Raw genomic sequence first — 21,470 nt, 5'->3', positions numbered from 1 at the left:
TAACATCACAGCCGAGCGTTACTAATTGCCCGATGACTTTCTTTTATTGTCCTTTATGGTTTATATATCCGTTTAGCTTTACTATTTAGATAATAGACAGCTAAGTTTACTTTTGTACATTATGTCTGCCTTATTCAGGTGACTATAGCATCAGGGTTCCACCTCTTCCCATTCCGAACAGAGAAGTTAAGCCTGATCACGCCGATGGTACTGCGTAACAGTGGGAGAGTAGGTAGTCGCCGTTTTTTTCAGAGAGTTCATCCCCTCGGGTCAGAAGACACGAGGGGATGACTTGTTTTTGGGTATAAGCAATATCCCCTGATAATCTTTTTATCGGCTTCATCCCATATACTCCTGACTCAATCTTCATTTTTCCGGTCTCAGAATCTTTACTTCCTTATTACATCGTCTGATTATCTATTTTTGTCGGGAAATTAAAAAAATAAGATATGAAGATAGGTGCATTATTAGTTACTCTCTTACTGCTATTTTCTTGCACAGATAAAGACAGTAAGCAAAGTCAGGACTTTATTGTCAGGACAACACAAGCTATTCCGGGCTTTGGACAGAACACAACGGAGTTTCCGTTCATTGCGCAACCTTTCCGTACATCGGAATTGTCGTTTCGCGTAGGAGGCCCCATCGATCGTTTTGAAGTATATGCCGGTAACTCTTACAAACAGGGGAGTATTATTGCTGAAATAGATCCGCGTGACTTTCATATTCGTAAAGAACGGGCCGAAGCGATCTATTGCCAGGCTAAAGCTGAGTTTGAACGAATAGAGAAGTTGTACGAGAAGAATAATGTTTCGGCCAGTACATACGAAAAGGCCAAGGCTGATTATACTACTGCTAAAGCAGCTTTTGATACCGCCTCTTACGAATTGGAGGATACTCGCTTGATAGCTCCATTTAATGGATATGTGGGAGAAGTGTATATAGAGAAGTTTCAGGATGTGAAGGCTACTCAGCCGGTCATTTCATTTATTGATATAGACCGGCTGAGAATGGAGATTTATGTTACTCAAGATATTGCATTTGTTTCACATCCCGGAGATACTGTTCAGATACGTTTTGATGCCCGGCCGGATAAGATTTATAAGGCAGGGATTATGGAAATATCGAAGGGGACAACCCGCAACAACCTTTCTTATTTACTAACGGCCATTTTACCAAATGAAAAAGGGGAATTACTGGCTGGAATGTCGGGTAAGGCAATATTTGATGTTTCCCGGGTAACAAATCCGGTTGGTGTTTCCATTCCGCAGACAGCTCTATGCCATCGTCCGTCGGAAGGTGATTATGTGTGGGTTGTAAACACTGACACTCATCAGGTGAACCATAGACAGGTGAAAAAGGGAAATCTGCTTCCTAACGGTTATATTATCATAATTGAGGGATTACAGGATAACGAGACTGTGGCTACAAGCGGACTACGCTTTTTATCAGACGGCATGAAAGTAACAATCTCTTCTAAGGCGAATTCATTATGAAAATGGTAAAGTACTTTCTACAGAAAAGAGCTGTTACAATCTTATTGTTGGTGCTGATATTGGCAGGAGGCCTGTTTTCTTATTTTAAAATGGGAAAATTGGAGGATGCCCCTTTTACTATTAAGCAAGCATTGGTTCTGACTTCTTATCCCGGAGCTTCACCGTCAGAAGTACAGTCGCAGGTGACCGACATTCTGGAAGAAGCCATACAATCTTTGGGTGAGCTTTATTATCTGAAAACAGAAAATCGTGCCGGACTATCGAAGATTACAGTTTATGTGAAGAAAGAAATCCGTGCTGACGAGATGCAGCAGCTATGGGATAAGTTGCGCCGGAAAGTGAATGATGTGCAGGATAAATTGCCGGCCGGTGCGGGAACTTCTATCGTGAACGATGACTTTGGTGATGTGCTCGGCGTGTTTTATGGACTGACGGGGGATAGCCATACGTATAGAGAACTGGAAGACCAGGCTAAACTGATAAAGAATGAATTGCTAAAAGTCAAGGATGTGGCGAAGATTGAGATCTATGGTGTGCAAACACCGACGATTGATATTCTAATCAGTCCTGCTGTGATGGCACAAAGTGGAGTTACGACTTCCGACATTGCACGAGCTTTTGAGGCTCAGAATAAAGTAGTGGATGCCGGTGGTATGGATGCCGGTACCAATCGTATCCGTATTGAGTCTACCGGTAACTTTTATTCGCTGAATGATATCTGGAATCTTACTATTGTTTCACGTAACGGTGAGCATTTTCGTTTGGCTGATATTGCGAAGATCGAGGAGAGTTATCAGACTCCTCCTGCAAACCAAATGCGTATAAATGGTAGTCCGGCAATTGGAATTGCCATTTCTACTGTACCGACAGGAAATGTCGTGGATATGGCAGAGGCTGTTAAAGCACGTATTGGTGAGTTGTCTCAAACCATGCCCGATGGTTATGAGTTGACTCCCATCTACGATCAAGGCTATGAATCGGCGGTAGCAAATCAAGGGTTTATCTTGAATCTGATTATTTCGGTTATCACTGTTGTTGCTATTCTGTTGTTCTTTATCGGATTCAGGAATGGGGTTCTGATAGGTAGCGGATTGGTTTTCTCTATCTTTGCCACCCTTATTGTTATGATGGCATGTGATATTGCTCTTCAGCGAATGTCGCTTGCCGCGATTATCATTGCTATGGGAATGCTGGTTGATAATGCCATCGTCGTATCCGATTCTGCACTGATTAACATGGAACGGGGAATGCGCAAGCGGGTTGCTATCATGCGTGCATGTTCGTCAACCGCTATGCCTTTATTGGCAGCGACAGTTATTGCTATCCTTACTTTCCTGCCGATTTACTATTCACCCCATATTACCGGAGAGCTATTATCATCATTGGTCGTGGTGATCGGCGTTTCGTTGATGTTCAGTTGGGTATTTGCCCTGACACAGACTCCTTTTTTCATTCAGGAGTTTGTACGACGTCCGCGTCCCGAAGAGTTGAAAGCATCCCTGTTTGACGGGAAGTATTATAATCTTTTCCGTAAAGCATTGCGTTGGGTACTTCGGCATCGCACGGTGACGGTTGCTTCGTTGATTGTTTTGTTGTTCTTTTCGGCCTGGAGTTTCAAGTATATTCCCAAGGTTTTTGTACCCGCTCTGGATAAGCAATACTTCACTGTCGATATGTGGTTGCCTGAAGGGACAGCGATTGAGGAGACTGACCGTATGGCGGGCGATATAGCCGATTATATTCGTGGGCATGAAGAAACGGAGATGGTTTCATCTTATATAGGTCGTACTCCGCCCCGTTATTATTTATCGAATATATCTTTTGGTCCACAATCCAACTATGCCCAATTGTTAGTGAAGTGTAAGAGCTCCAAAGAATCAAGGACGCTGAATGCTCTGTTGCAGGATTCTATCCGGCTGAAATACCCGGAACCTCTGATCAAGGTGAATAAGTTTGAATTAAGTCCACTAACGGAGGCCATGATAGAAGCTCGCTTTCTGGGGCCTGATCCTGCCGTTTTGGACTCGTTGACAGGCGTAGCGATAGAAATTATGCGTCGTAATCCTAAAGTGGCAGATGCACGCAATGAATGGGGAAATATGACGATGGTGATACGGCCGGTTTACGATCCGGTGAAGGCCGGTGTCCTTGGCATAACCAAAGCACAGATGATGGAGTCTGTAAAATCGATTAGCGACGGAACCAGAGTGGGAGTTTATCGCGACGGTGAAAAGAAAGTTCCTGTGTTATTGAAGTCAGAGGGAGTTGACATTACAGATGTCCGTTCTTTGGGTAATTTCTCGGTGTGGAACGGAGAACATTCGGCGCCTCTGTCGCAGGTGACGGAACGCATCGAGTCAGTATGGGAATGGCCGCAGATCCGTACTTACAACCGGCAGCTGTCTATGGCTGCTATGTGTGGAGTGAAACCTGGTCATACAATGGCCGAAGTGCATGGAGAAATTCGTGAAGAGATAGAAGCGATGGAGCTGCCCGAGGGTTATACTTTCTTTTGGGACTCACAGTACAAAGATCAGGGGGAAGCGATGCAGGCAATCGGTAAATTCTTTCCGTTGGCTTTTCTTGTGTTGGTAGTTATTCTGGTCGCTTTGTTCGGTAACTTCCGTGATCCGGTTATTATCCTGTGTGTACTTCCGTTATCCATCATTGGAGTAGCCATAGGTATGCTTCTGACTGGATTTGATTTCGGTTTCTTTCCGATTGCCGGATGGCTGGGATTATTGGGCATGGTTATCAAGAATGTGATTGTATTGCTTGATGAAATAGATGTGCAGCGCCGGGAGGGGGTTGTTCCTTATACGGCTGTGATTGAATCTACGGTTTCGAGAACTCGCCCGGTGTTAATGGCCGCCACGACAACAATTCTGGGTATGGTTCCCCTGTTGTTTGATATAGCATTTGGAGGAATGGCAGCTACTATCATTTTCGGGCTGACATTTGCCACATTGCTGACCCTTTTTGTGACTCCGGCACTTTATGCTATGTTTTATAAGATAAAAGAGAAATGACGATGAAGAAAATAAACAGATGTCTTATCCTTTTGTTGTGTGTTCCGACAGCTTCTTTTGCTCAGCAAAATAATCTGCTGCAGAAGTACAGGTCGATGGCTGTAGATTATAACCACGACCTGAAAGCTGCGGATAAGAATATCGCTGCAAGTATCGAATTGGAGAAAGCGGCACAGAAGGACCTGAGACCCAAATTGTCGGGGGATGCGAATTTTCAGTATACCGGTAATCCCCTTCAGTTGAATCTTGATTTACCCTCGATGCAAAATCCGATGACTTTTGAAGGGAGAAATATGAAGTACGGGGCTTCACTCTCTTTATTGCAACCTGTTTATACGGGTGGACGATTGTTGGAGAATATCCGGTTAGCTAAACATCAGCAAAGTCTGGCCACATATCAAGCCGATTATTTCCGTTCGGCTGTGTGTTATCAGACAGATATGCAATACTGGAATACTGTTGCGCGCTCGGAAATAGTCCGCGTAACTACCGAATATCATAATTCGGTCGCTACTCTCTCTCAGACCATTCGGGAACGGGTGGAAGCTGGATTGGTCGATCCTCAGGATTTGCTCATGGCGGAAGTGAAACTGAATGAAGCGGAGTATCAGCTGTTGCAGGCTAAGAGAAATCTTGAAACAGGGCGTATGGCACTAAACTCTCTGATTGGTGTAGAACTTCATGCCCCGACTGAAATAGAAGATACGATTTCTGCAGTTGTATTAGATGGGGAGTTATGGGAGACTGGTGGAACCGACCGTCCGGAGTTGAAAATGGCTTATGCTCGGATTAAAATGGCAGAAAGCTCAAAGAAATTGACAGATGCTAAATATAAGCCTCAATTTTATGTAGGTGTGGATGGAAGTTATTCTTCACCCGGTTATGATTTCCATTCTGATCTCGACCCTAATTATGCGGTTTACGCCAAGCTGTCCGTTCCATTATTCGAATGGGGGAAAAGACGTGATGAAAAGCGGGCTGCGTCTTTGAAAATAGGTATGGCAACCGACAACTTGAATCTGGTAACCGATCAGGTAAAACTGGAAGTTGAAACAGCCCGCGTTTCGCTTTCCCAAGCCTTGGAGCAGGTACGGCTTACCGAAAGCTCACTGGGCAAGGCTCTTGAAAACGAACGTATGGCATTGGAACGGTATACTGAAGGGAAGGCCTCTGTCATAGAAGTGATTGAGGCACAAACGTATCGGCAAGCCTCCCAAATCAACCATGTACAAGCGAAAGTCTCGGCACAAGGATCTTATTCCGAATTGATCAGAGCTTTGAATAAATATTAAATAGTTTATGATAATTACCTGAAATATGATAGCTTTGTTCGCATGAAATGGAATACCCTGTTATATGGTCTGCTATTCTCGGGATTAGGTATCTTTTCCTATCTCCTGCTTGTCAACTATACGGAGCTCACTCCTAAAGTAGCGGATGTTCTCTATTCAAAGGGAGCATTCGTTTTCTTTATTGCAGCTCTCAATGTGCTGGGATATTCTACACTTCGGATCAGTTCGTGGATAAACAATCAGTATGCACTCAATATCCGCCATCGTTGGAAAATAACAGCTACTTATCTCGTCGTAACCCTGTTGTTCCTTCTGCTGAACTATGGTCTGCTGATTACTGCCAAATTATTGGTAGGCCTGCCCAATCTGTTCACTTTCTCGAATGGTGGTTGGCGTATCCTGATTGTAGTCTGGTTGGTAGAACTTGTGATTGTAGGCTTACTATTGGCAAATCGTTCCATCCAGAACAACCTGAAACTGCAGCAAGAAGCTGCAAAATTGCAAATGGAGAACGATACTGCCCGTTATACGGCTTTGCAGAGTCAGTTGAATCCTCATTTCCTGTTCAACAGTCTCAATACATTGATTGCTGAGATAGAATACAATCCGGGCAATGCGGTACGTTTCACCAAGCATTTGTCCAGTGTATACCGTTATGTATTACAATGCCAGGATAAAACATTGGTTACGTTGGCAGAAGAACTGGAGTTTTTACAATCTTACTTGTTCCTGCACGAAGTTCGTTTAGGGGACTGTATTAGCTGTAACTGTTGTATTCCTTCCGGATATACCGGTTGCATGCTGCCCCCGCTGACTTTGCAGTTGTTGGCAGAGAATGTTATTAATCACAATTCCATCACATTGAGTAAACCCATGAAAATAGAGATCTGCTTAGAGGAAGAGTATCTTGTGGTGAGTAATCCCATACAACCGAAGAAGAGCCATGAATCTCCGGGCGTAGGGTTGAAAAATTTATCCAACCGTTGCCTGTTAATGCTTGGCAAAGAGATAATCATCCAAAGGGAAGAGAAAGTATTTACCGTAAAAGTTCCTTTACTGTATGAATAAGTTAAATGTAGTTATTATAGAAGATGAAATTCCGGCTGCACGTCTGCTGCATTCAATGGTGTCCGGACTTCGTCCACAATGGACTCTGACTATGATTCCGGGCAATGTAGACGAAGCTGTAGCTTGGTTTCATGAGCATCCCCATCCTGATCTTATCTTCCTCGACATACATCTGGCAGACGGGAATGCCTTTGATTTTCTTTCTGCGGTACATCCTTCCTCTGTCATTATCTTTACTACAGCGTATGACCAGTATGCCATCCGTGCATTTACGGTCAACAGTATCGACTACATACTTAAGCCGATAGACGAGAAGCGCTTGTCGGAAGCTATTGTGAAATATGAAAGCTTACTGAATAATGCAGTTCCCCGGCCGGAAGATTATCTGGGTGTCCTGCTTGAAACACTTCAACACAAAGAGAAACGTTACCGTACCCGTTTCCTTATTTCCGGGGTAGACCGTTTCTGGTCTTTACAAGTTGCGGATATTGCCTACTTTTATTCCGAGAATAAAGTGACGTTTGCTGTTACCCGGAAAGGTCAGGAACATATCATCGATCTGTCTTTGAATAAACTGATGGAACAGTTGGATCCGGAACGTTTTTTCCGTGCCAACCGTCAGGTCCTTGTCAGTATCGATGCAATCGACCATGCCGAGCCTTTTTTTAACGGAAAAATAGTAGTAACCGTCCGTCCGCCTTATAAATCGAAAATTACGATCAGCGAAGAGAAGCTTTCTGCTTTCAAACTATGGCTGAATCATTGAGAAAATAATTGTTAAGGTATGTATAAAACGAAATCGACCATAGATTATATAATCTATAGTCGATTTCAGTGGGCCAACTAGGGCTTGAACCTAGGACCTCCAGATTATGAGTCTGTTGCTCTAACCAACTGAGCTATAAGCCCGATGTATCCTTTGTATCGGATGCGGGGACAAAATTAATGCTTTTGGGTGAATTATGCAAATATTTCAGCCAAAAACTGACTCTTTTACGTATGTCTCAAAACTTGTATGTCCGTTTGGGATTCTTAGGGAACCAACCTTTTTTCACTCGTTCTTCTTGTTCAAAGACTTCTTTGATAGTCCAGAAAGAAGAAAAAGCAAATACACCCAGAAGAGACGAAACAAGTATGTTGTCGGTGCTCAACGAGGCAGCTACTCCTGCGATACCCAATATCAGGAAGATCCACCAGCATTTCGTTCCCCAATAATATTCCGCTTTTACCACAACAGGGTGAAATAAGCCTATAATCAGAAACGTGCAGATCCCAATAAGTAACCCTGACAGGTGATATTCATTCAACCACTCCATCGGTTATTTATCTGCGTGGATAGGGATTTCTTTCTTGATGCTTTGCTCCAGCGAGATCAGGGTTTCGGTGGCAGTCACTCCCGGTATCTCCTGCATTTTGTTGTTTAGCAAGTCCATCAGGTGTTCGTTGTCGCGTGCATATACTTTGGTCAGCATGGTATATGGGCCGGTCGTGAAGTGACATTCTACGATTTCCGGAATATTCTGTAACTCGGCTACTACAGCTTTATACATAGAGCCTTTTTCCAGTTTGATACCAACATAAGTACAGGTACGATAGCCCAGAGATTTCGGGTTTACATGATAACCTGAGCCTACAATGACTCCCAGGTCAATCAGTCTCTGCACGCGTTGATGGATAGCCGCACGTGAAACGCCGCATTCTGCTGCCACATCTTTAAAAGGGATACGGGCGTTCTGAGAAATAATCTCCAGAATCTGCCTGTCAAGGTTGTCTATTTTTTCCATAATAATAAATGTAAATTCCAATTGTTATCAAATAGTAAGCAAATATAGAGATTTATTTTAATTTCTCTATATAAAAGTCAGAAAAAACAGAAAAATCGTATACTTTCTATTCTAATTATCCGGATGCAAAAAAAGAGATGCCGGATACAATTATCCGGCATCTCTCCTGTTTGTTTTTCAGCAAAGCCTGACAGCTTCTTATTTTTCTATATCCAGCAATTCGATTTCGAATACCAATGCTGAGAACGGTTTAATCTGTCCCATGTCTCTTGAGCCGTAAGCCAGTTCTTGCGGGATGTAAAGTTCCCATTTAGAACCTACAGGCATCATTTTCAGAGCTTCTGTCCAACCTTTGATAACTCCGCCTACGTTAGTCACGAACGGTTCGTTACGTGTGTAAGTGCTTTCGAACTCTGTTCCGTCAATCAGTTTGCCTCTGTAGTTTACTTTCACTTTACATGTATCGTTAGGAATTTCACCCTTACCTTCAGTGATCACTTTGTACTGTAATCCGCTTGCAGTGGTTTTTACTCCTTCTTTTGTTTTGTTTTCAGCAAGGAATTTCTCACCTGCAGCTTTGTTATCGGCATATTTTTTCTCGGCAGCTTTTCCTTTGATGCTTTCCATCATCTTTTGAATCAGCACCTGAGCTTCTTCCGGAGTGATTTTCATATCTTTGTTAAGTACACCTGCGAACACACCTGCAAGGATATCGCTCTTGTTGACAGTCATAGTCGAGTCGTCAGCGAACAGCTGATGATTCATACCTTTGATAGCTTGAGGACCAGCCATCTGTGATCCGATCTGCAGACCGAGCAGATAAGCCTGGTCTTTTTTGCTTGTTTTATTGGCAGCATCGTTTACGCCTTTCAGGAAGTCTGCAATGTATGCTGTATCCATCTCCATGCGCTGTGACAGATAGTCTTTCAGACCGTTAGTCTGGCTGATACCGATAGCGTATGACAGTGAATCTACATCGGTTTTGAGAGTGGCTTTAGGAGCCTGAGCCGTACATGAAGCTAAGCCTGTTGCTATGGCTACAGCAGCTAAAATACTTACTTTTTTCATTTTGCTTTACGATTTTATTTTTATAATACTTCGATTAATTCTACTTCGAATACGAGTGTGCTGTGAGGAGGGATCATTTCTCCTGCTCCCTGTGCGCCGTAAGCCAATTCAGAAGGGATATAAAGTTTCCATTTTGAACCTTCCGGCATCAACTGCAAAGCCTCTACCCATCCCGGGATTACCTGATTTACACCAAAAACGGCAGGTTGTCCGCGTTTGATAGAGCTGTCGAACAAAGTTCCGTCAATCAGTGTACCTTCATAGTGGCATTTCACCTGATCGGTAGCCTGGGCTTTCTTTCCTTTACCTTCAGTGATTACTTCGTATTGTAGTCCACTGGGCAGGGTAACAATATTCGGTCTTTTTTTGTTTTCTTCCAGGAATGCTTTTCCTTGTTCGATGTTAGCTGTATTCATTTTGGTTTCCAGCTCTTCGAAATATTTATTCACGATTTCGCGGGCTTCCTGATGGCTGATGGCTGTCTGGTTTCCTTCGAGCACATCTTTTATAGCTTGAGCAAAGTCATCTACTGCGATGCCTTTAGCACCCATTCCTAATAAATTCTGGCCGATTCCGAGGCCAATTGCATAACTAAATTTATCCATATATTTTTTTGTTGGAGACCGAATGTTCTATTTCACTTTCAGTCAGTTGCAAATTAACAAGCGGCAAAAGTAAGTGTTTTATTTGAATGATTTTACTTTTTGGTTTTAAAATTTCTTATTATCGGCTAACTTCGTAACCGGGATGGAAGATGTTTCTTGAAAGGATTGTTTGTATTATCCAATGCGATCCGGGTCAGGCGGTCATGGGAAAGGCATTGGGAAGAAGTGGAATGTTTGGTGGTTTCTTCGTTTATTCGGAGATTTTAGTTAAATTTGTGAGGCTCCATCTTCTGGCTTTTCTCGAAAACGGGCAGAGGGGGCTTTTCTTTAAATTAATAGTTGGTATGAAGAATCTGGTTGTATTGTCAGGCGCCGGTATGAGCGCCGAAAGTGGTATCAGTACCTTTCGTGACGCAGGAGGGTTGTGGGATCGTTATCCGGTGGAGCAGGTAGCTACCCCCGAGGGGTATGCGCGTAATCCCGAATTGGTGGTCCGTTTCTATAATGAACGACGTAAGCAGTTGCTGGAAGTAGTACCCAATCGGGGGCACGAATTGCTGGCCGAACTCGAGAAAGATTTCCGTGTAACGATTGTAACGCAGAACATAGACAACCTACACGAACGGGCAGGCAGCAGCCACATCATCCATTTGCATGGTGAACTGACTAAGGTATGTTCAAGCCGGGATCCGAATAACCCCCACTACATTAAAGAACTAAGGCCGGAGGAGTTTGAAGTAAAGATGGGTGATCTTGCCGGAGACGGTTCGCAGCTTCGTCCGTTTATAGTTTGGTTTGGTGAGTCGGTCCCGGAGATAGAGACAGCTATCAATTGGGTAGAAAAAGCCGATATCTTTGTGATTATCGGTACATCGATGAATGTATATCCTGCAGCGGGGTTGCTTAATTACGTACCTTGGAATGCAGAAGTATACCTTATCGATCCCAAACCGGTGGATGTGCATAGCTTCCGCCCGATACATGTCATTCAGAAAGGAGCGTCGGAAGGAGTGGCTGATTTGATGAAGAGACTTCTTACCACAAACCAGGCATGATATGCAAGGGTACTCAGTAAACCATAATATCGGGTCATGATGCGGAACCGTTCGAGAAGTGATTTCTTGCGGTTCTGCGTTGTCATCCCCTCTTCCAGATAATCAACCAGAGTGAGATGTGTGTTGTGTAAGGTGCGTGCCTTCTTCATGATACGTATGCACCAGTCAAAGTCTGCCGAGAAGTGATACTGTAAGTCATATGGTTCGACGAGTGTGTGGCGGGCAAAGAAAGCCTGATGGCATACGAGCATTCCCTGTTTGAAACTTTTCCAGGACAGGGTCTCCGGTGCCGATAACCTGCGCATGCGGAGGAAGTGTCTTTCTGTGTCTACCAAGGCGGTTTGCCCATACAACACGTCGGGCAGCTCATTGGCATTGATGGAGTGAACCATCTTTTGCAGTGTATCGTCTTCATGGAAACTGTCCCCGGCATTCAGAAAACAAAGATAGTCTCCCGTTGCCAGGGCAATCCCTTTGTTCATTGCGTCATAAAGTCCTTTGTCCGGTTCACTCACCACTCGGCTGATCCGGTCCCGGTATCGGTTTACAATCGCCATAGTGCCGTCTTTCGATGCACCGTCGATGATGATATATTCCACATGATGATAGGTCTGTGAAATCACGCTCTGTATGGTATCCTCCAATACCTTTTCGGCATTGTAAGTCACCGTGATGACGGAGAATCTGGGGCTGAGGTGGCTATGCATATCTTCCTGTAATTTTGTTGTAGACATCGATGTATCTCTTGGCGATGATACTTTCCGAATAGTTGGCAATCGCTTTCCGGTTAGCTTGTTCCGAGAGGGAGGGATAGTCCGGATCGGTCAGTGCCCAGTAGATACCGTTGGCAAAATCTTCGGATGATTTGTATTGTGCTACATATCCGTTATGCAGATGATCTATCATTTCCGGGATGCCGCCTACGTTAAAGCCAATGCAAGGTACACCGCATGCCATAGCTTCCATGATGGTATTAGGCAGATTCTCTTCCAGTGAGGGGGTGACAAAGAGGTCGACTGCATTGTAGACATCCACCAGCTCGTGTTCGTTGCTTACATAGTTAAGCGGGTATACTTTGAAGGGAAGAAGTGATTTCAGTTGTTCCGATTGCTTGCCAAAGACAACCACACCAAGCGATTCTTTCAATTCTGGATGCCTATCTGCCAGTAACTTGCACGATTCAATCAGATAATCGATGCCTTTCCGCTTATCGGTAATTTTTGCCGAACCGAAAAGGATCAGTTTACCATTTTGGGGTAGATGACATTTGCGGCGCGCTTCTTTTTTGTCTCTGGGCTTGAAAAGATTGGTATTTATGGGGTTAGGAATACTGATTACTGTCTCTCCTGCCAGCAAGGCACTCTTTTCGGCCTGTCCTTTCAGCCATTGGCTGCAAGTGATGAAAGTGATCGGGGCTTCTTTATAGAGTTGTTGCTTCTTATGAAAGATACGGTTTGACAAATCTTTCTTGCTTCCTCCCCCGTATAGGTACGGGCAGTGATGGCATTCCTGATGATAGTTGGTACATTCGCGGGCGTGATGGCAAATGCCCGTGCAGGGCCACATGTCATGCATGGTCCATACGACCGGTTTACCGGATTTCAGTATCTTCCGGATATCGTTTAATGACAACATTCCCTGATTCACCCAATGCAGATGGATGACGTCTGCCTGCTGGAACTCGGGCAAGCTTGTAATATCCGTACCCGTATTGGCTATATCGACTGCGAAAAGATTATTTTTCTTGAAGCGGTTGGCTTTCCAGATGACGATACGTTCCCAAACGAACCTCCATACTTGCCACCAGTTGCGTTGCAGACCTACTACACTGATCTGGTCGGTTTGCTTGTCGCGCACCAGCATTTTGGCTTTGATACCGTTGTTTTTCAACGATTCCATCAGGCGGCTTGCCGCGACGGCTGCTCCACCCATACGTTCGGAAGTATTGATAATTAAAACTCTCATTCGATCGAAATGTTTTGGCAAAAGTAGTGGTTTTCGGTGAGAAACCGTACAAAGTCACATATTATTTGTACTTTTGCGGCACTTATAGATAAGGAGATATACGTATGAAAAAGGTTGTTTTTTTAGGATTAGGCTATATTGGACTTCCTACGGCTGCCGTGGCTGCCGGTCATGGTTATGAGGTTGTAGGTGTGGACGTTAATCCTTCGGTTGTAGAAACCATCAATCAGGGTAAGATACATATTGTGGAGCCGGAACTGGACCAAATTGTCAAAAAGGTAGTGCGGACAGGAAACCTTCGTGCGGTTTCAAAGCCCGAGCAGGCAGACGCCTTCTTTGTGGTAGTGCCTACTCCTTTCAAGCAAAACCACCGTGCAGACATCACCTATGTGGAATCGGCTACCCGTTCCGTAATTCCTTATCTGCGGGAAGGCAATTTGTTCGTGATAGAATCCACCTCACCGGTATTTACTACCGAACGCATGGCCGAAGTCATTTATAAGGAGCGTCCCGAACTCAAAGATAAGATATACATAGCTTATTGTCCCGAACGTGTGTTGCCCGGCAATACACTTTATGAACTGGTTCATAACGACCGGGTTATCGGTGGTATCAATCCCGAATCGACAGCAAAGGCCATTGAGTTTTATTCTGCCTTTGTACAGGGTAAACTGCATCCTACCAATGCCCGGACAGCAGAAATGTGTAAACTCACCGAGAATTCCTCGCGCGACTCACAGATTGCTTTTGCCAACGAATTGTCTATGATTTGCGACAAGGCAGGTATCAACGTATGGGAACTGATTGATTTAGCGAATAAGCATCCGCGTGTAAATATCCTCCAACCCGGTTGCGGAGTGGGCGGACATTGTATAGCGGTTGACCCCTGGTTTATTGTTTCGGACTATCCCGAACAGGCACAGATCATCAAACGTGCCCGTGAAACGAATGATTATAAAGCCGATTGGTGTGCCAACAAAGTAATGGAAGCCTGCCAGCAGTTTGTGGAGAAGAATGACCGGGAACCGGTAGTAGCCTGCATGGGGCTTGCCTTCAAACCCAATATCGATGATTTGCGTGAGTCCCCTGCCAAATATATCGCTTCCCGTATCGTATCCGAGTCGCGTGCTGAAGTATTGATTGTTGAACCTAATGTCGCTTCACACGCCAGCTTTCATCTGACAGATTATCGGGAGGCTTACAAAAAAGCCGATATTGTTGTATGGCTCGTGCGCCACACTCCGTTTGTAGAATTACCCCGCGAAGAGGGAAAACTGGAACTGGATTTTTGCGGAGTCAGAAAATAGAAATTGTCTAATCTCAATCGTAATCGTTCAATGAAAAAGATATTACTTGTTTTCGGTACCCGTCCCGAAGCCATTAAAATGGCTCCGTTGGTAAAGGCTTTGCAAAAAGATACGGAACACTTTGATACGAAAGTGTGTGTGACGGCGCAACATCGCCAAATGTTAGACCAGGTGCTCGAGGTATTCGACATCATTCCTGATTACGATTTGAACATCATGGCACCCAATCAGGATTTATATGATATTACGACTAAAGTGTTGTTGGGGTTGCGTGATGTACTGAAAGACTTCTGTCCCGACACGGTATTGGTGCATGGAGATACCACAACATCCATGGCTGCTTCGCTGGCTGCGTTCTATCAACAGATTGCCGTGGGACATGTTGAAGCTGGTTTGCGTACCTACGATATGCTCTCTCCCTGGCCGGAGGAGATGAACCGTCAGGTGACGGATCGTATTTGTACTTACTATTTCGCTCCTACCGGGAAGTCGAAACAGAATTTGTTGCAGGAAAATATTGATGAAAAAAAGATCTTTGTTACGGGCAATACGGTGATCGATGCTTTGCTGATGGCGGTCGATATCATTTCGGAGAAACCGGGAGTCAAAGAAAGACTGCATGAAGAACTTCGCGACAAAGGTTACGAAGTAGGTAGACGCGAATATATTCTGGTTACCGGGCACCGCCGCGAGAACTTCGGAGAGGGATTCTTGCATATCTGTAAAGCAATTAAAGAACTGGCTGCACTGCATCCCGATATGGATATTGTATATCCGGTACACCTGAATCCGAATGTTCAAAAACCTGTATACGAGCTTCTGTCCGGGGTGGATAATGTGTATCTTATTTCACCGCTCGATTATCTGCCGTTTATTTTCGCAATGCAACATTCTACTTTGTTGCTGACTGACAGTGGCGGGGTACAGGAAGAAGCTCCTTCGCTCGGCAAGCCGGTGTTGGTAATGCGGAATACTACCGAACGGCCGGAAGCAGTAGAAGCCGGGACGGTGAAACTGGTGGGAACGAATGCTGAGGCCATTGTCGGTAATGTGACCGAATTGCTTCACAATAAAGAATTATACAGGCGTATGTCCGAAACACATAACCCTTATGGTGACGGGCATGCGTGCGAACGTATCATAGCGGCACTGATCCGTTAGATTCTTTTGCCGGAGTGAGATGGGGAGCTATTCCCCTTTCAGTTCGGTACTGTTATCCTTATAAGCGGCAAACCCTTTGATTCTGACCCGTTCTTTCTTTTCCATATCGGGCATTCCGTTGCCCAATTGTTTCAGGTTTTCCTTAATGGTATTGTGAGTTGTGAAGAAACTGTCCAGCAAATCGGTGAAACTTTTCTCCGGTTCCTCTTCTTCCGGTGCAAAAAGCATGTGGCATTTGCTGTGGATACCCAGTGTTTTCTCATCTTCGTCCAGTGCATAGACAGTGGTCACTAATGAATTCATATTGACCGCATTGATAATCTCTTTGAGATAAGGCAACGCTTGATTATCGATGCTGATAGAGGCCCACCAGGGGTTCCATACAATGATCAGCCGAAGTCCGTCCTCGGCTGCAACAAGAAAGTCGTCTCCCTGATACTTGAAGCTGATGTGGTTTTCTTCGTTCACTTCCGGCTGGCAACCAAGCTATTGAAGGATACTCATAACCAGTGCGGAGGTGGTCATTTCCTCTGTTTCCTCTTCTGTTTCGGAAGAGGCTGTGTCCCCCGAGGGTTTTGCAAGCTTGTTCCTCTCGTGCAGGATACGTGATATAAGGAATACAATCGGCCATAGAGCCAATGCGATGACTGCGATAAGGATGGTAAGATCGGTCATAGTAGTAGAGCTATTAAATGATTATTGTCTGCCTAAAGATAATCATTCTTTTTTATCGTACTCCATTTTTACTGCATAAAAGTTCGGAAAGCTTGCAAATAACGTTCGCTTACCGTTTCAATGTTGATTTTCTCGCGGATGATTCGTTCCGATTCACGTCCCATCTCGGCACAACGTCCGGGAGAGGCGAACAGTTCGTTAAGTTTGTCGCTCAGACTGTCGGCATCACCTTCCCTGAAGAAGAGTCCGTTCACTCCGTCCGTTACCAGATCACGTTCAGTGCTGTCGCATACCGAGCAGACTACAGGTAATCCGTAAGTCATGGCATCATTGATGGATAGACCTCCCATGCCTGCCAGTACATAGACTGTTGATTCGTTCATATAAGCTCCCAATTCTTTGGGGTTATATACTGCACCGATGAAACGAATCCGATCCGTCAGGTTCCGTTCGGCTGCTTGCTTCTTCAAGTTATCCAGTTCCGGTCCGTCACCTACTATGACCAGTTCTGCGTCCGGATGATTAGCGATAACCTTGGGAAATGCGTCGATCAGCAGATCTACTCTTTTCCATTTCACCAACCGGCCGATGTGCAAGGCACGTTTGGCGGAGTGGGGAAGAAGCGGAGCCGAGGCGAGAACAGCTTCTTTTTCCTTCAGCAACGATTCTGTGTCTGTAGAGTTGTAAGTAACATGTATCTGTTCCCGCTTCACACCATACGAAGGGAGGATATCGTATGCGGCCGTTGAGTAATTCAGTGTTCCAGTGGCACGTGCGTAGCAATATTTGCGTATTTTGGCCGTGAGCCATTGTTTAAGGTAAAAGCCGGTTCCGGTACTCACCAGCCTCATATTTTCGTCGTACATCGGGTTTTTCCGGAAATACTCTTTAATTTTTCCATAGGGAGGGGTTTGGAAAGGAATCTCGCGAATCACCAACCGTGTCCGGCACTCCTTCATAGCTTTTCTCAATCCGGGTTGGAAGAATACTTGCAGGAAGTAGGGCCATCCCATTACTAAAATGTCCGGTCGTTCTTCACGCACTATTTCCGGTAAGGCAGGGTAAGCGCTTTTTCCGTAAAATGCTTTCTTTTCGGTACTGGTGAGATGCCTGTATGTACCTCCTTCTACCATTTTTACCCCTTTGCCGATGGTGGCATTTCCTTTTTGTGGAGTAACGACTGTGACTTCCACTCCCTTTTCGTGGAGCTTGTTGAGCATGGCGTTCAGGTAATGGGGCATTCCGCCGAATGTATAGAGAACTTTCATAACTATATTATTTTCAGAAGTAAATTTTGGAATTCTTTGCCGAATTCGTTCCAACTGTGTGTGTCGAGGAAGCGATTGTAATCGGCTATGTTTACCGCCTTGTTTGCTTTGTTGACAAGGTCCGGTATGTCTTCAAACGTATGAAAAGTATATACGTTCAGTAAAGGATCGGCTGCATAGTCCTTGAAAGAGCCTACATCCGGCCCGATTACTTGAGCTCCGAATGAAAGAGAATCCATCAGTATTCCCGAACTCAGGATTGATTCGGCAGCATAGGGTATCAGTACGAAGCGTGATTTGCGTATCTCTTGTTTTAATTCGTCAAAAGGGATACTCCGGTCCTCAATACTGATCCTGTCGTTACCTTCTGTCCGCAACTCTTCCAGCAGTTCCGTAGAGCTGCATTTGCCGATAATTTTAGTCTTGAGCTTTAGTGAATGTCGCGTGGCGAAGCGCACGAATTCCGGCACTCCTTTGTATCGGGAGATATTACCCCAGATCAACAGGTCGGTTTCTGCCGGTTGAGGCATATATTCTTCTATCCGGTTCTTTGTGGGGTGATGTAAGAATATCGTTCTGGGAACAGCTTTCGGGTATTGATCCTGAACAACTTTTATACCTTCTGTGGCGTGGGTCACTATCAAATCCGCTTTGCGGAGAAGGAGGCCTATCAATAGCTTTTTCGACCATCGGTGCTTCATTATGTGAGGCTGTTTGTTGTGCAGGAACCATATCACTTTTTTGTTGTGCAGTTTGATTTTGAAAAGGAGCCAGATCGCAGCGAGGGTTTGTAATACTCCATATTTATAATCCGGCACATTCTCCAGCCAGTGAAAAATATAAGCGTCACTGTCCGTTTTCTGCGGGATAAGGCTGAACAGTGGATTCTTATGCGGAGGATTGGCTATTATCATTCCGTTTTGTTCCAATGTTTGGATAAAGTCGCTGATATACGGGTTAACCCGTATATCGCCCTTACTGGTAGAATGAGGATAGATCGTTACTTTCATGGTGTTCTTCTGTTAAATTAATCCGTGTCTGCGGAAAGTGTCCATCCATAGCGGGCCTACATGCTCGATGTCGTACCTGCTTTTACGGGTTTGTGCTTTATGGGCTATCCGGCAGCGAAGTGTGTCATCTCCGGCTAAACGAAGAATAGTTGCCGCATATTGCTCATAATTGTTGTCGGGGATAATAAATCCGTCTACCCCGTCATCTATCATATCGTAGATTGCATTGAAAGAGTCGAATCCGATGGGAATTACCCCTAATGACATCGCTTCCGTAAATACGGTGGGCAATCCTTCTATGACAGAAGTCAGACAGATGATCCGTGCACGGTCGATATAGGGAATAGACATTTGATGACCTGTCAGTCGGACACGTTTCAATTCTTTTTCCCTGATGATCTGCCGGCATGTGTCGAATCGCGGTCCGTCTCCTACGAGTGTAAGTTTCCAGTCCGGCAGTTTATCCTGAATCATTTCCCATATTTTCAATAATCTGGGTAATGCCTTTTCGGTTGCCATTCTGCCCACAAAGATAATTTCTTTATCCTTCTGTTCTATTGGGATGACGCTGTGTACAGGTTGTATGGCATTGGGAATGGCAGATAGCCTCCGGGCATCTTTTTTACCGATAAGTTTTCTGAACTCGGGGATATAGGCAGGCGAAAGCAGCACTACTTCATCAAGCGTGTCGTAGGCTGAACGGTTCTGGTGGCTGACCACTCTTTTTAACAAGTTGATATAAAGTTGTGGCAACATCCATTGAAAGAATTGTTTTGCCCCGCGTACATCCTTAAAACGGAGTGTAGACAATTCGTATTGTTTCAACTGCGTCGTGTGGCTGGGGCAGTTGTGAATCATCGTGAATATTTTTATACCGGGATTTCTTTTCCTGATTTCAAGGTAATATCTGCGTGTGTCTCCGGTGATGACATGTGAGTAGTCAAGAATTACATTTATTTTCTTATCGGCAATAAATTCACAGATTGCCTCGATGTTCCGGGGAGTGTAGAACTGAGGATAATGATCGGGTAGCAAGAGCCCGTTCTCAAATTCACTGTCAGCCAGTTCCAGGTACGAAAAGTAAAGTTTGCTATCTACCCCGTGTGCAGTCAGCCATTCGGTCAGTTGCGCATAGAACCAATAAAAACTATTGGCACGGTGAGGAAATGCTTTGGTTTGTTGAATCAGGATATTCATAGCTTATTTCTGAAGTTTTTTCCGGATAAACTGTACACTTTCAAAGAAAATCACCGATTTGCCGATCCACATGATGAATACATAAAGGCTCACGGCTATTGTTATCTTGAGTATCAGCAACACATAAAGGTTGTGGAAGCCGAGTGTTAAGAAATGGCTGGCGCCTATGACTGCTATGGAAATCAGTAGGTACGGGGTGATATCTTTCAGGGCCTCCCACAGGGTAATGTGTATCTGCTTGTTTACGAAGTAATGCCATATCAACAGCCAGCCGATGTTGATAACCGTATAAATCGCGACCATGACGAGTATGCCTTGTGAGATCGTACAAAGAAGTATTGTGAGTTGAACCAGGCTCTGTGCAATGGTATTCCACATAAACAGATTCGATTTTCCTTTACTGATCAGCAGATTGGAGTACATATAAGTAATGGGGACAAATGCTCCCCAGATGCAAAGAATCTGCATGATGGGTACACATGCCTGCCATTTGGCGGTGACGGCAATTATGATGAACTCGTTGGCTATCAATGCCAGTCCGAACATGGAGGGAAACGATACGAAGGCTGTAAAACGCAGCATCTTCCGAAATATATTTTTCTGTCGCATGGCGTCGGAAGAGGTTTCGACCAGGACAGGCTGAGACACCCCGTTGATCATGTTGCTGATCAGTGAGAATCCCATATTGGTCCATTTGTTGGCTTGCGTATAATATCCTACATCCTGACTGGTATAAAAACGTCCCAGAAGAACAGAGAATATATTATCATTGATGTAATGGAATACATTGGTGATAAGTAGCTTACTACTGAACGGAAGCATCTCTCTGATGGGTTTGAAATTAAATGAAAAAGTGGGACGCCATTGAGAGAAGTGCCACAGCAACGCATTGGCGATGGAAATATAAGTGATCTGCTGTACGGCCAGGCCCCAGAAAGCCATTCCGTTGTATGCCATTACGATTCCTATGGTCCCCGAACAAAGTAGTGCGATAATCGTAGCTTTCGCTTTCTCTTTTACCATTAGTTTTTTAAACAACACCGCATTGTGGGCGGTCCCGCAACTGGAGATCAGAAAGCCTAAGAAGAGGAAACGGGATAAGGGAACGAGCTGCGGAGTCTTATAAAAATCCGCTATAAGAGGGGCACAGAAAAAGAGTAGCAGATAAAGCGATGCCCCCATCAGAAAACTGAACCAGAACACCGCATTGTAATCTTCATGACGGAACACTTGCTTATTGGCGAGAGCGGCAGTAAAACCACTTTCCTGTATGGAATTGGCTATAGCGGTAAATATGGCCAGCATGCCTATCATGCCGTAGTCCGTTGCATCCAGCATACGAAGGAGGATGATTCCGAACAGAAGGTTCAGTAATTGCTGGATGCCATTGCTGAATCCTCCCCAGAATAATCCTTTGGCTGTTTTCTCTTTTAGCGATTGCTCTGTCATATTAAAGCAGATTCCTCCTTTTCGTTCTTAAAACGTTAGTACGG

18 protein-coding genes, 1 tRNA gene, 1 rRNA gene and 1 pseudogene are annotated in these 21,470 nt (G+C 44.6%); 9 read left to right on the top strand and 12 right to left on the bottom strand.

Annotated features, from left to right (window positions below; all coding sequences use genetic code 11):
* Window positions 1-134 precede the first annotated feature (134 nt).
* From rrf to KO473_RS22745, 6 genes are all read left to right on the top strand, one after another.
* Window positions 135-245 (top strand): 5S ribosomal RNA (gene rrf, locus KO473_RS22770).
* A gap of 204 nt (window positions 246-449) precedes the next feature.
* Complete coding sequence (locus tag KO473_RS22765) at window positions 450-1,493, top strand: efflux RND transporter periplasmic adaptor subunit (RefSeq protein WP_005822446.1); 1,044 nt, start codon at window positions 450-452, stop codon at window positions 1,491-1,493.
* Entirely contained in the window at window positions 1,490-4,522 is a 3,033-nt protein-coding gene (locus tag KO473_RS22760) for an efflux RND transporter permease subunit (protein WP_005822443.1), read from the top strand. The genes KO473_RS22765 and KO473_RS22760 overlap by 4 nt, the downstream gene beginning before the upstream one ends.
* A gap of 2 nt (window positions 4,523-4,524) precedes the next feature.
* Complete coding sequence (locus tag KO473_RS22755) at window positions 4,525-5,814, top strand: TolC family protein (RefSeq protein ID WP_005822441.1); 1,290 nt, start codon at window positions 4,525-4,527, stop codon at window positions 5,812-5,814.
* A 42-nt stretch (window positions 5,815-5,856) separates the two neighbouring features.
* Window positions 5,857-6,882, top strand: coding sequence for a sensor histidine kinase (locus tag KO473_RS22750; protein ID WP_005822439.1), 1,026 nt, complete (start codon window positions 5,857-5,859; stop codon window positions 6,880-6,882).
* Window positions 6,875-7,648, top strand: a complete 774-nt coding sequence (locus KO473_RS22745) for a LytTR family DNA-binding domain-containing protein (protein ID WP_005822438.1) — start codon at window positions 6,875-6,877, stop codon at window positions 7,646-7,648. Before KO473_RS22750 ends, KO473_RS22745 begins: the two co-directional genes overlap by 8 nt.
* A gap of 69 nt (window positions 7,649-7,717) precedes the next feature.
* Here KO473_RS22745 and KO473_RS22740 read toward each other — a convergent pair.
* From KO473_RS22740 to KO473_RS22720, 5 genes are all read right to left on the bottom strand, one after another.
* Window positions 7,718-7,791 (bottom strand) — tRNA-Ile (locus tag KO473_RS22740).
* Window positions 7,792-7,886: 95 nt separating this feature from the next.
* Entirely contained in the window at window positions 7,887-8,198 is a 312-nt protein-coding gene (locus KO473_RS22735) for a DUF4491 family protein (protein ID WP_005791909.1), read from the bottom strand.
* A gap of 3 nt (window positions 8,199-8,201) precedes the next feature.
* Entirely contained in the window at window positions 8,202-8,666 is a 465-nt protein-coding gene (locus KO473_RS22730) for an Lrp/AsnC family transcriptional regulator (RefSeq protein WP_032529828.1), read from the bottom strand.
* A gap of 198 nt (window positions 8,667-8,864) precedes the next feature.
* The gene (locus KO473_RS22725) at window positions 8,865-9,734 is read right to left on the bottom strand and encodes an FKBP-type peptidyl-prolyl cis-trans isomerase (protein ID WP_005811827.1); all 870 of its coding nucleotides are present in this window, start codon (window positions 9,732-9,734) and stop codon (window positions 8,865-8,867) included.
* A gap of 20 nt (window positions 9,735-9,754) precedes the next feature.
* Entirely contained in the window at window positions 9,755-10,339 is a 585-nt protein-coding gene (locus tag KO473_RS22720) for an FKBP-type peptidyl-prolyl cis-trans isomerase (RefSeq protein WP_005822437.1), read from the bottom strand.
* Window positions 10,340-10,683: 344 nt separating this feature from the next.
* Here KO473_RS22720 and KO473_RS22715 point away from each other — a divergent pair, with 344 nt between their 5' ends.
* Entirely contained in the window at window positions 10,684-11,394 is a 711-nt protein-coding gene (locus KO473_RS22715) for an NAD-dependent deacylase (protein WP_032537716.1), read from the top strand.
* On the opposite strand, the gene KO473_RS22710 is transcribed toward KO473_RS22715, so the two are convergent.
* Complete coding sequence (locus KO473_RS22710; protein ID WP_005822435.1) at window positions 11,328-12,101, bottom strand: glycosyltransferase family 2 protein; 774 nt, start codon at window positions 12,099-12,101, stop codon at window positions 11,328-11,330. The genes KO473_RS22715 and KO473_RS22710 overlap by 67 nt on opposite strands.
* On the bottom strand, window positions 12,094-13,359 hold the full coding sequence (locus tag KO473_RS22705; RefSeq protein ID WP_005781668.1) for a glycosyltransferase family 4 protein: 1,266 nt from the start codon (window positions 13,357-13,359) through the stop codon (window positions 12,094-12,096). Before KO473_RS22705 ends, KO473_RS22710 begins: the two co-directional genes overlap by 8 nt.
* 104 nt (window positions 13,360-13,463) lie before the next feature.
* Here KO473_RS22705 and wecC point away from each other — a divergent pair, with 104 nt between their 5' ends.
* Both wecC and wecB read left to right on the top strand, forming a co-directional pair.
* Entirely contained in the window at window positions 13,464-14,666 is a 1,203-nt protein-coding gene (gene wecC, locus KO473_RS22700) for a UDP-N-acetyl-D-mannosamine dehydrogenase (RefSeq protein WP_005781671.1), read from the top strand.
* 30 nt (window positions 14,667-14,696) lie between these two features.
* The gene (gene wecB, locus KO473_RS22695) at window positions 14,697-15,827 is read left to right on the top strand and encodes a non-hydrolyzing UDP-N-acetylglucosamine 2-epimerase (RefSeq protein ID WP_005811822.1); all 1,131 of its coding nucleotides are present in this window, start codon (window positions 14,697-14,699) and stop codon (window positions 15,825-15,827) included.
* A gap of 27 nt (window positions 15,828-15,854) precedes the next feature.
* Here wecB and KO473_RS22690 read toward each other — a convergent pair.
* The 5 genes and pseudogenes from KO473_RS22690 to KO473_RS22670 all read right to left on the bottom strand — a co-directional run bounded on the left by KO473_RS22690 (window position 15,855) and on the right by KO473_RS22670 (window position 21,426).
* Window positions 15,855-16,502, bottom strand: a pseudogene (locus KO473_RS22690) (hypothetical protein).
* 68 nt (window positions 16,503-16,570) lie between these two features.
* Window positions 16,571-17,770 (bottom strand): glycosyltransferase family 4 protein, encoded by a 1,200-nt coding sequence (locus KO473_RS22685; RefSeq protein ID WP_005822429.1) that lies wholly within the window; start codon window positions 17,768-17,770, stop codon window positions 16,571-16,573.
* A gap of 2 nt (window positions 17,771-17,772) precedes the next feature.
* Window positions 17,773-18,780, bottom strand: coding sequence for a hypothetical protein (locus KO473_RS22680; protein WP_005781683.1), 1,008 nt, complete (start codon window positions 18,778-18,780; stop codon window positions 17,773-17,775).
* A gap of 12 nt (window positions 18,781-18,792) precedes the next feature.
* A complete protein-coding gene (locus tag KO473_RS22675; RefSeq protein ID WP_005811816.1) occupies window positions 18,793-19,977 on the bottom strand; it encodes a glycosyltransferase in 1,185 nt (394 codons plus the stop codon).
* 3 nt (window positions 19,978-19,980) lie between these two features.
* Window positions 19,981-21,426: a lipopolysaccharide biosynthesis protein gene (locus tag KO473_RS22670; RefSeq protein WP_005822427.1), complete on the bottom strand. Its 1,446-nt coding sequence runs from the start codon at window positions 21,424-21,426 to the stop codon at window positions 19,981-19,983.
* Window positions 21,427-21,470 lie beyond the last annotated feature (44 nt).

It is taken from the genome of Bacteroides sp. HF-4919 (assembly GCF_018860125.1).
Note: the sequence above shows the minus strand (reverse complement) of the source record. Positions and strands in the feature narration are given on the sequence as shown.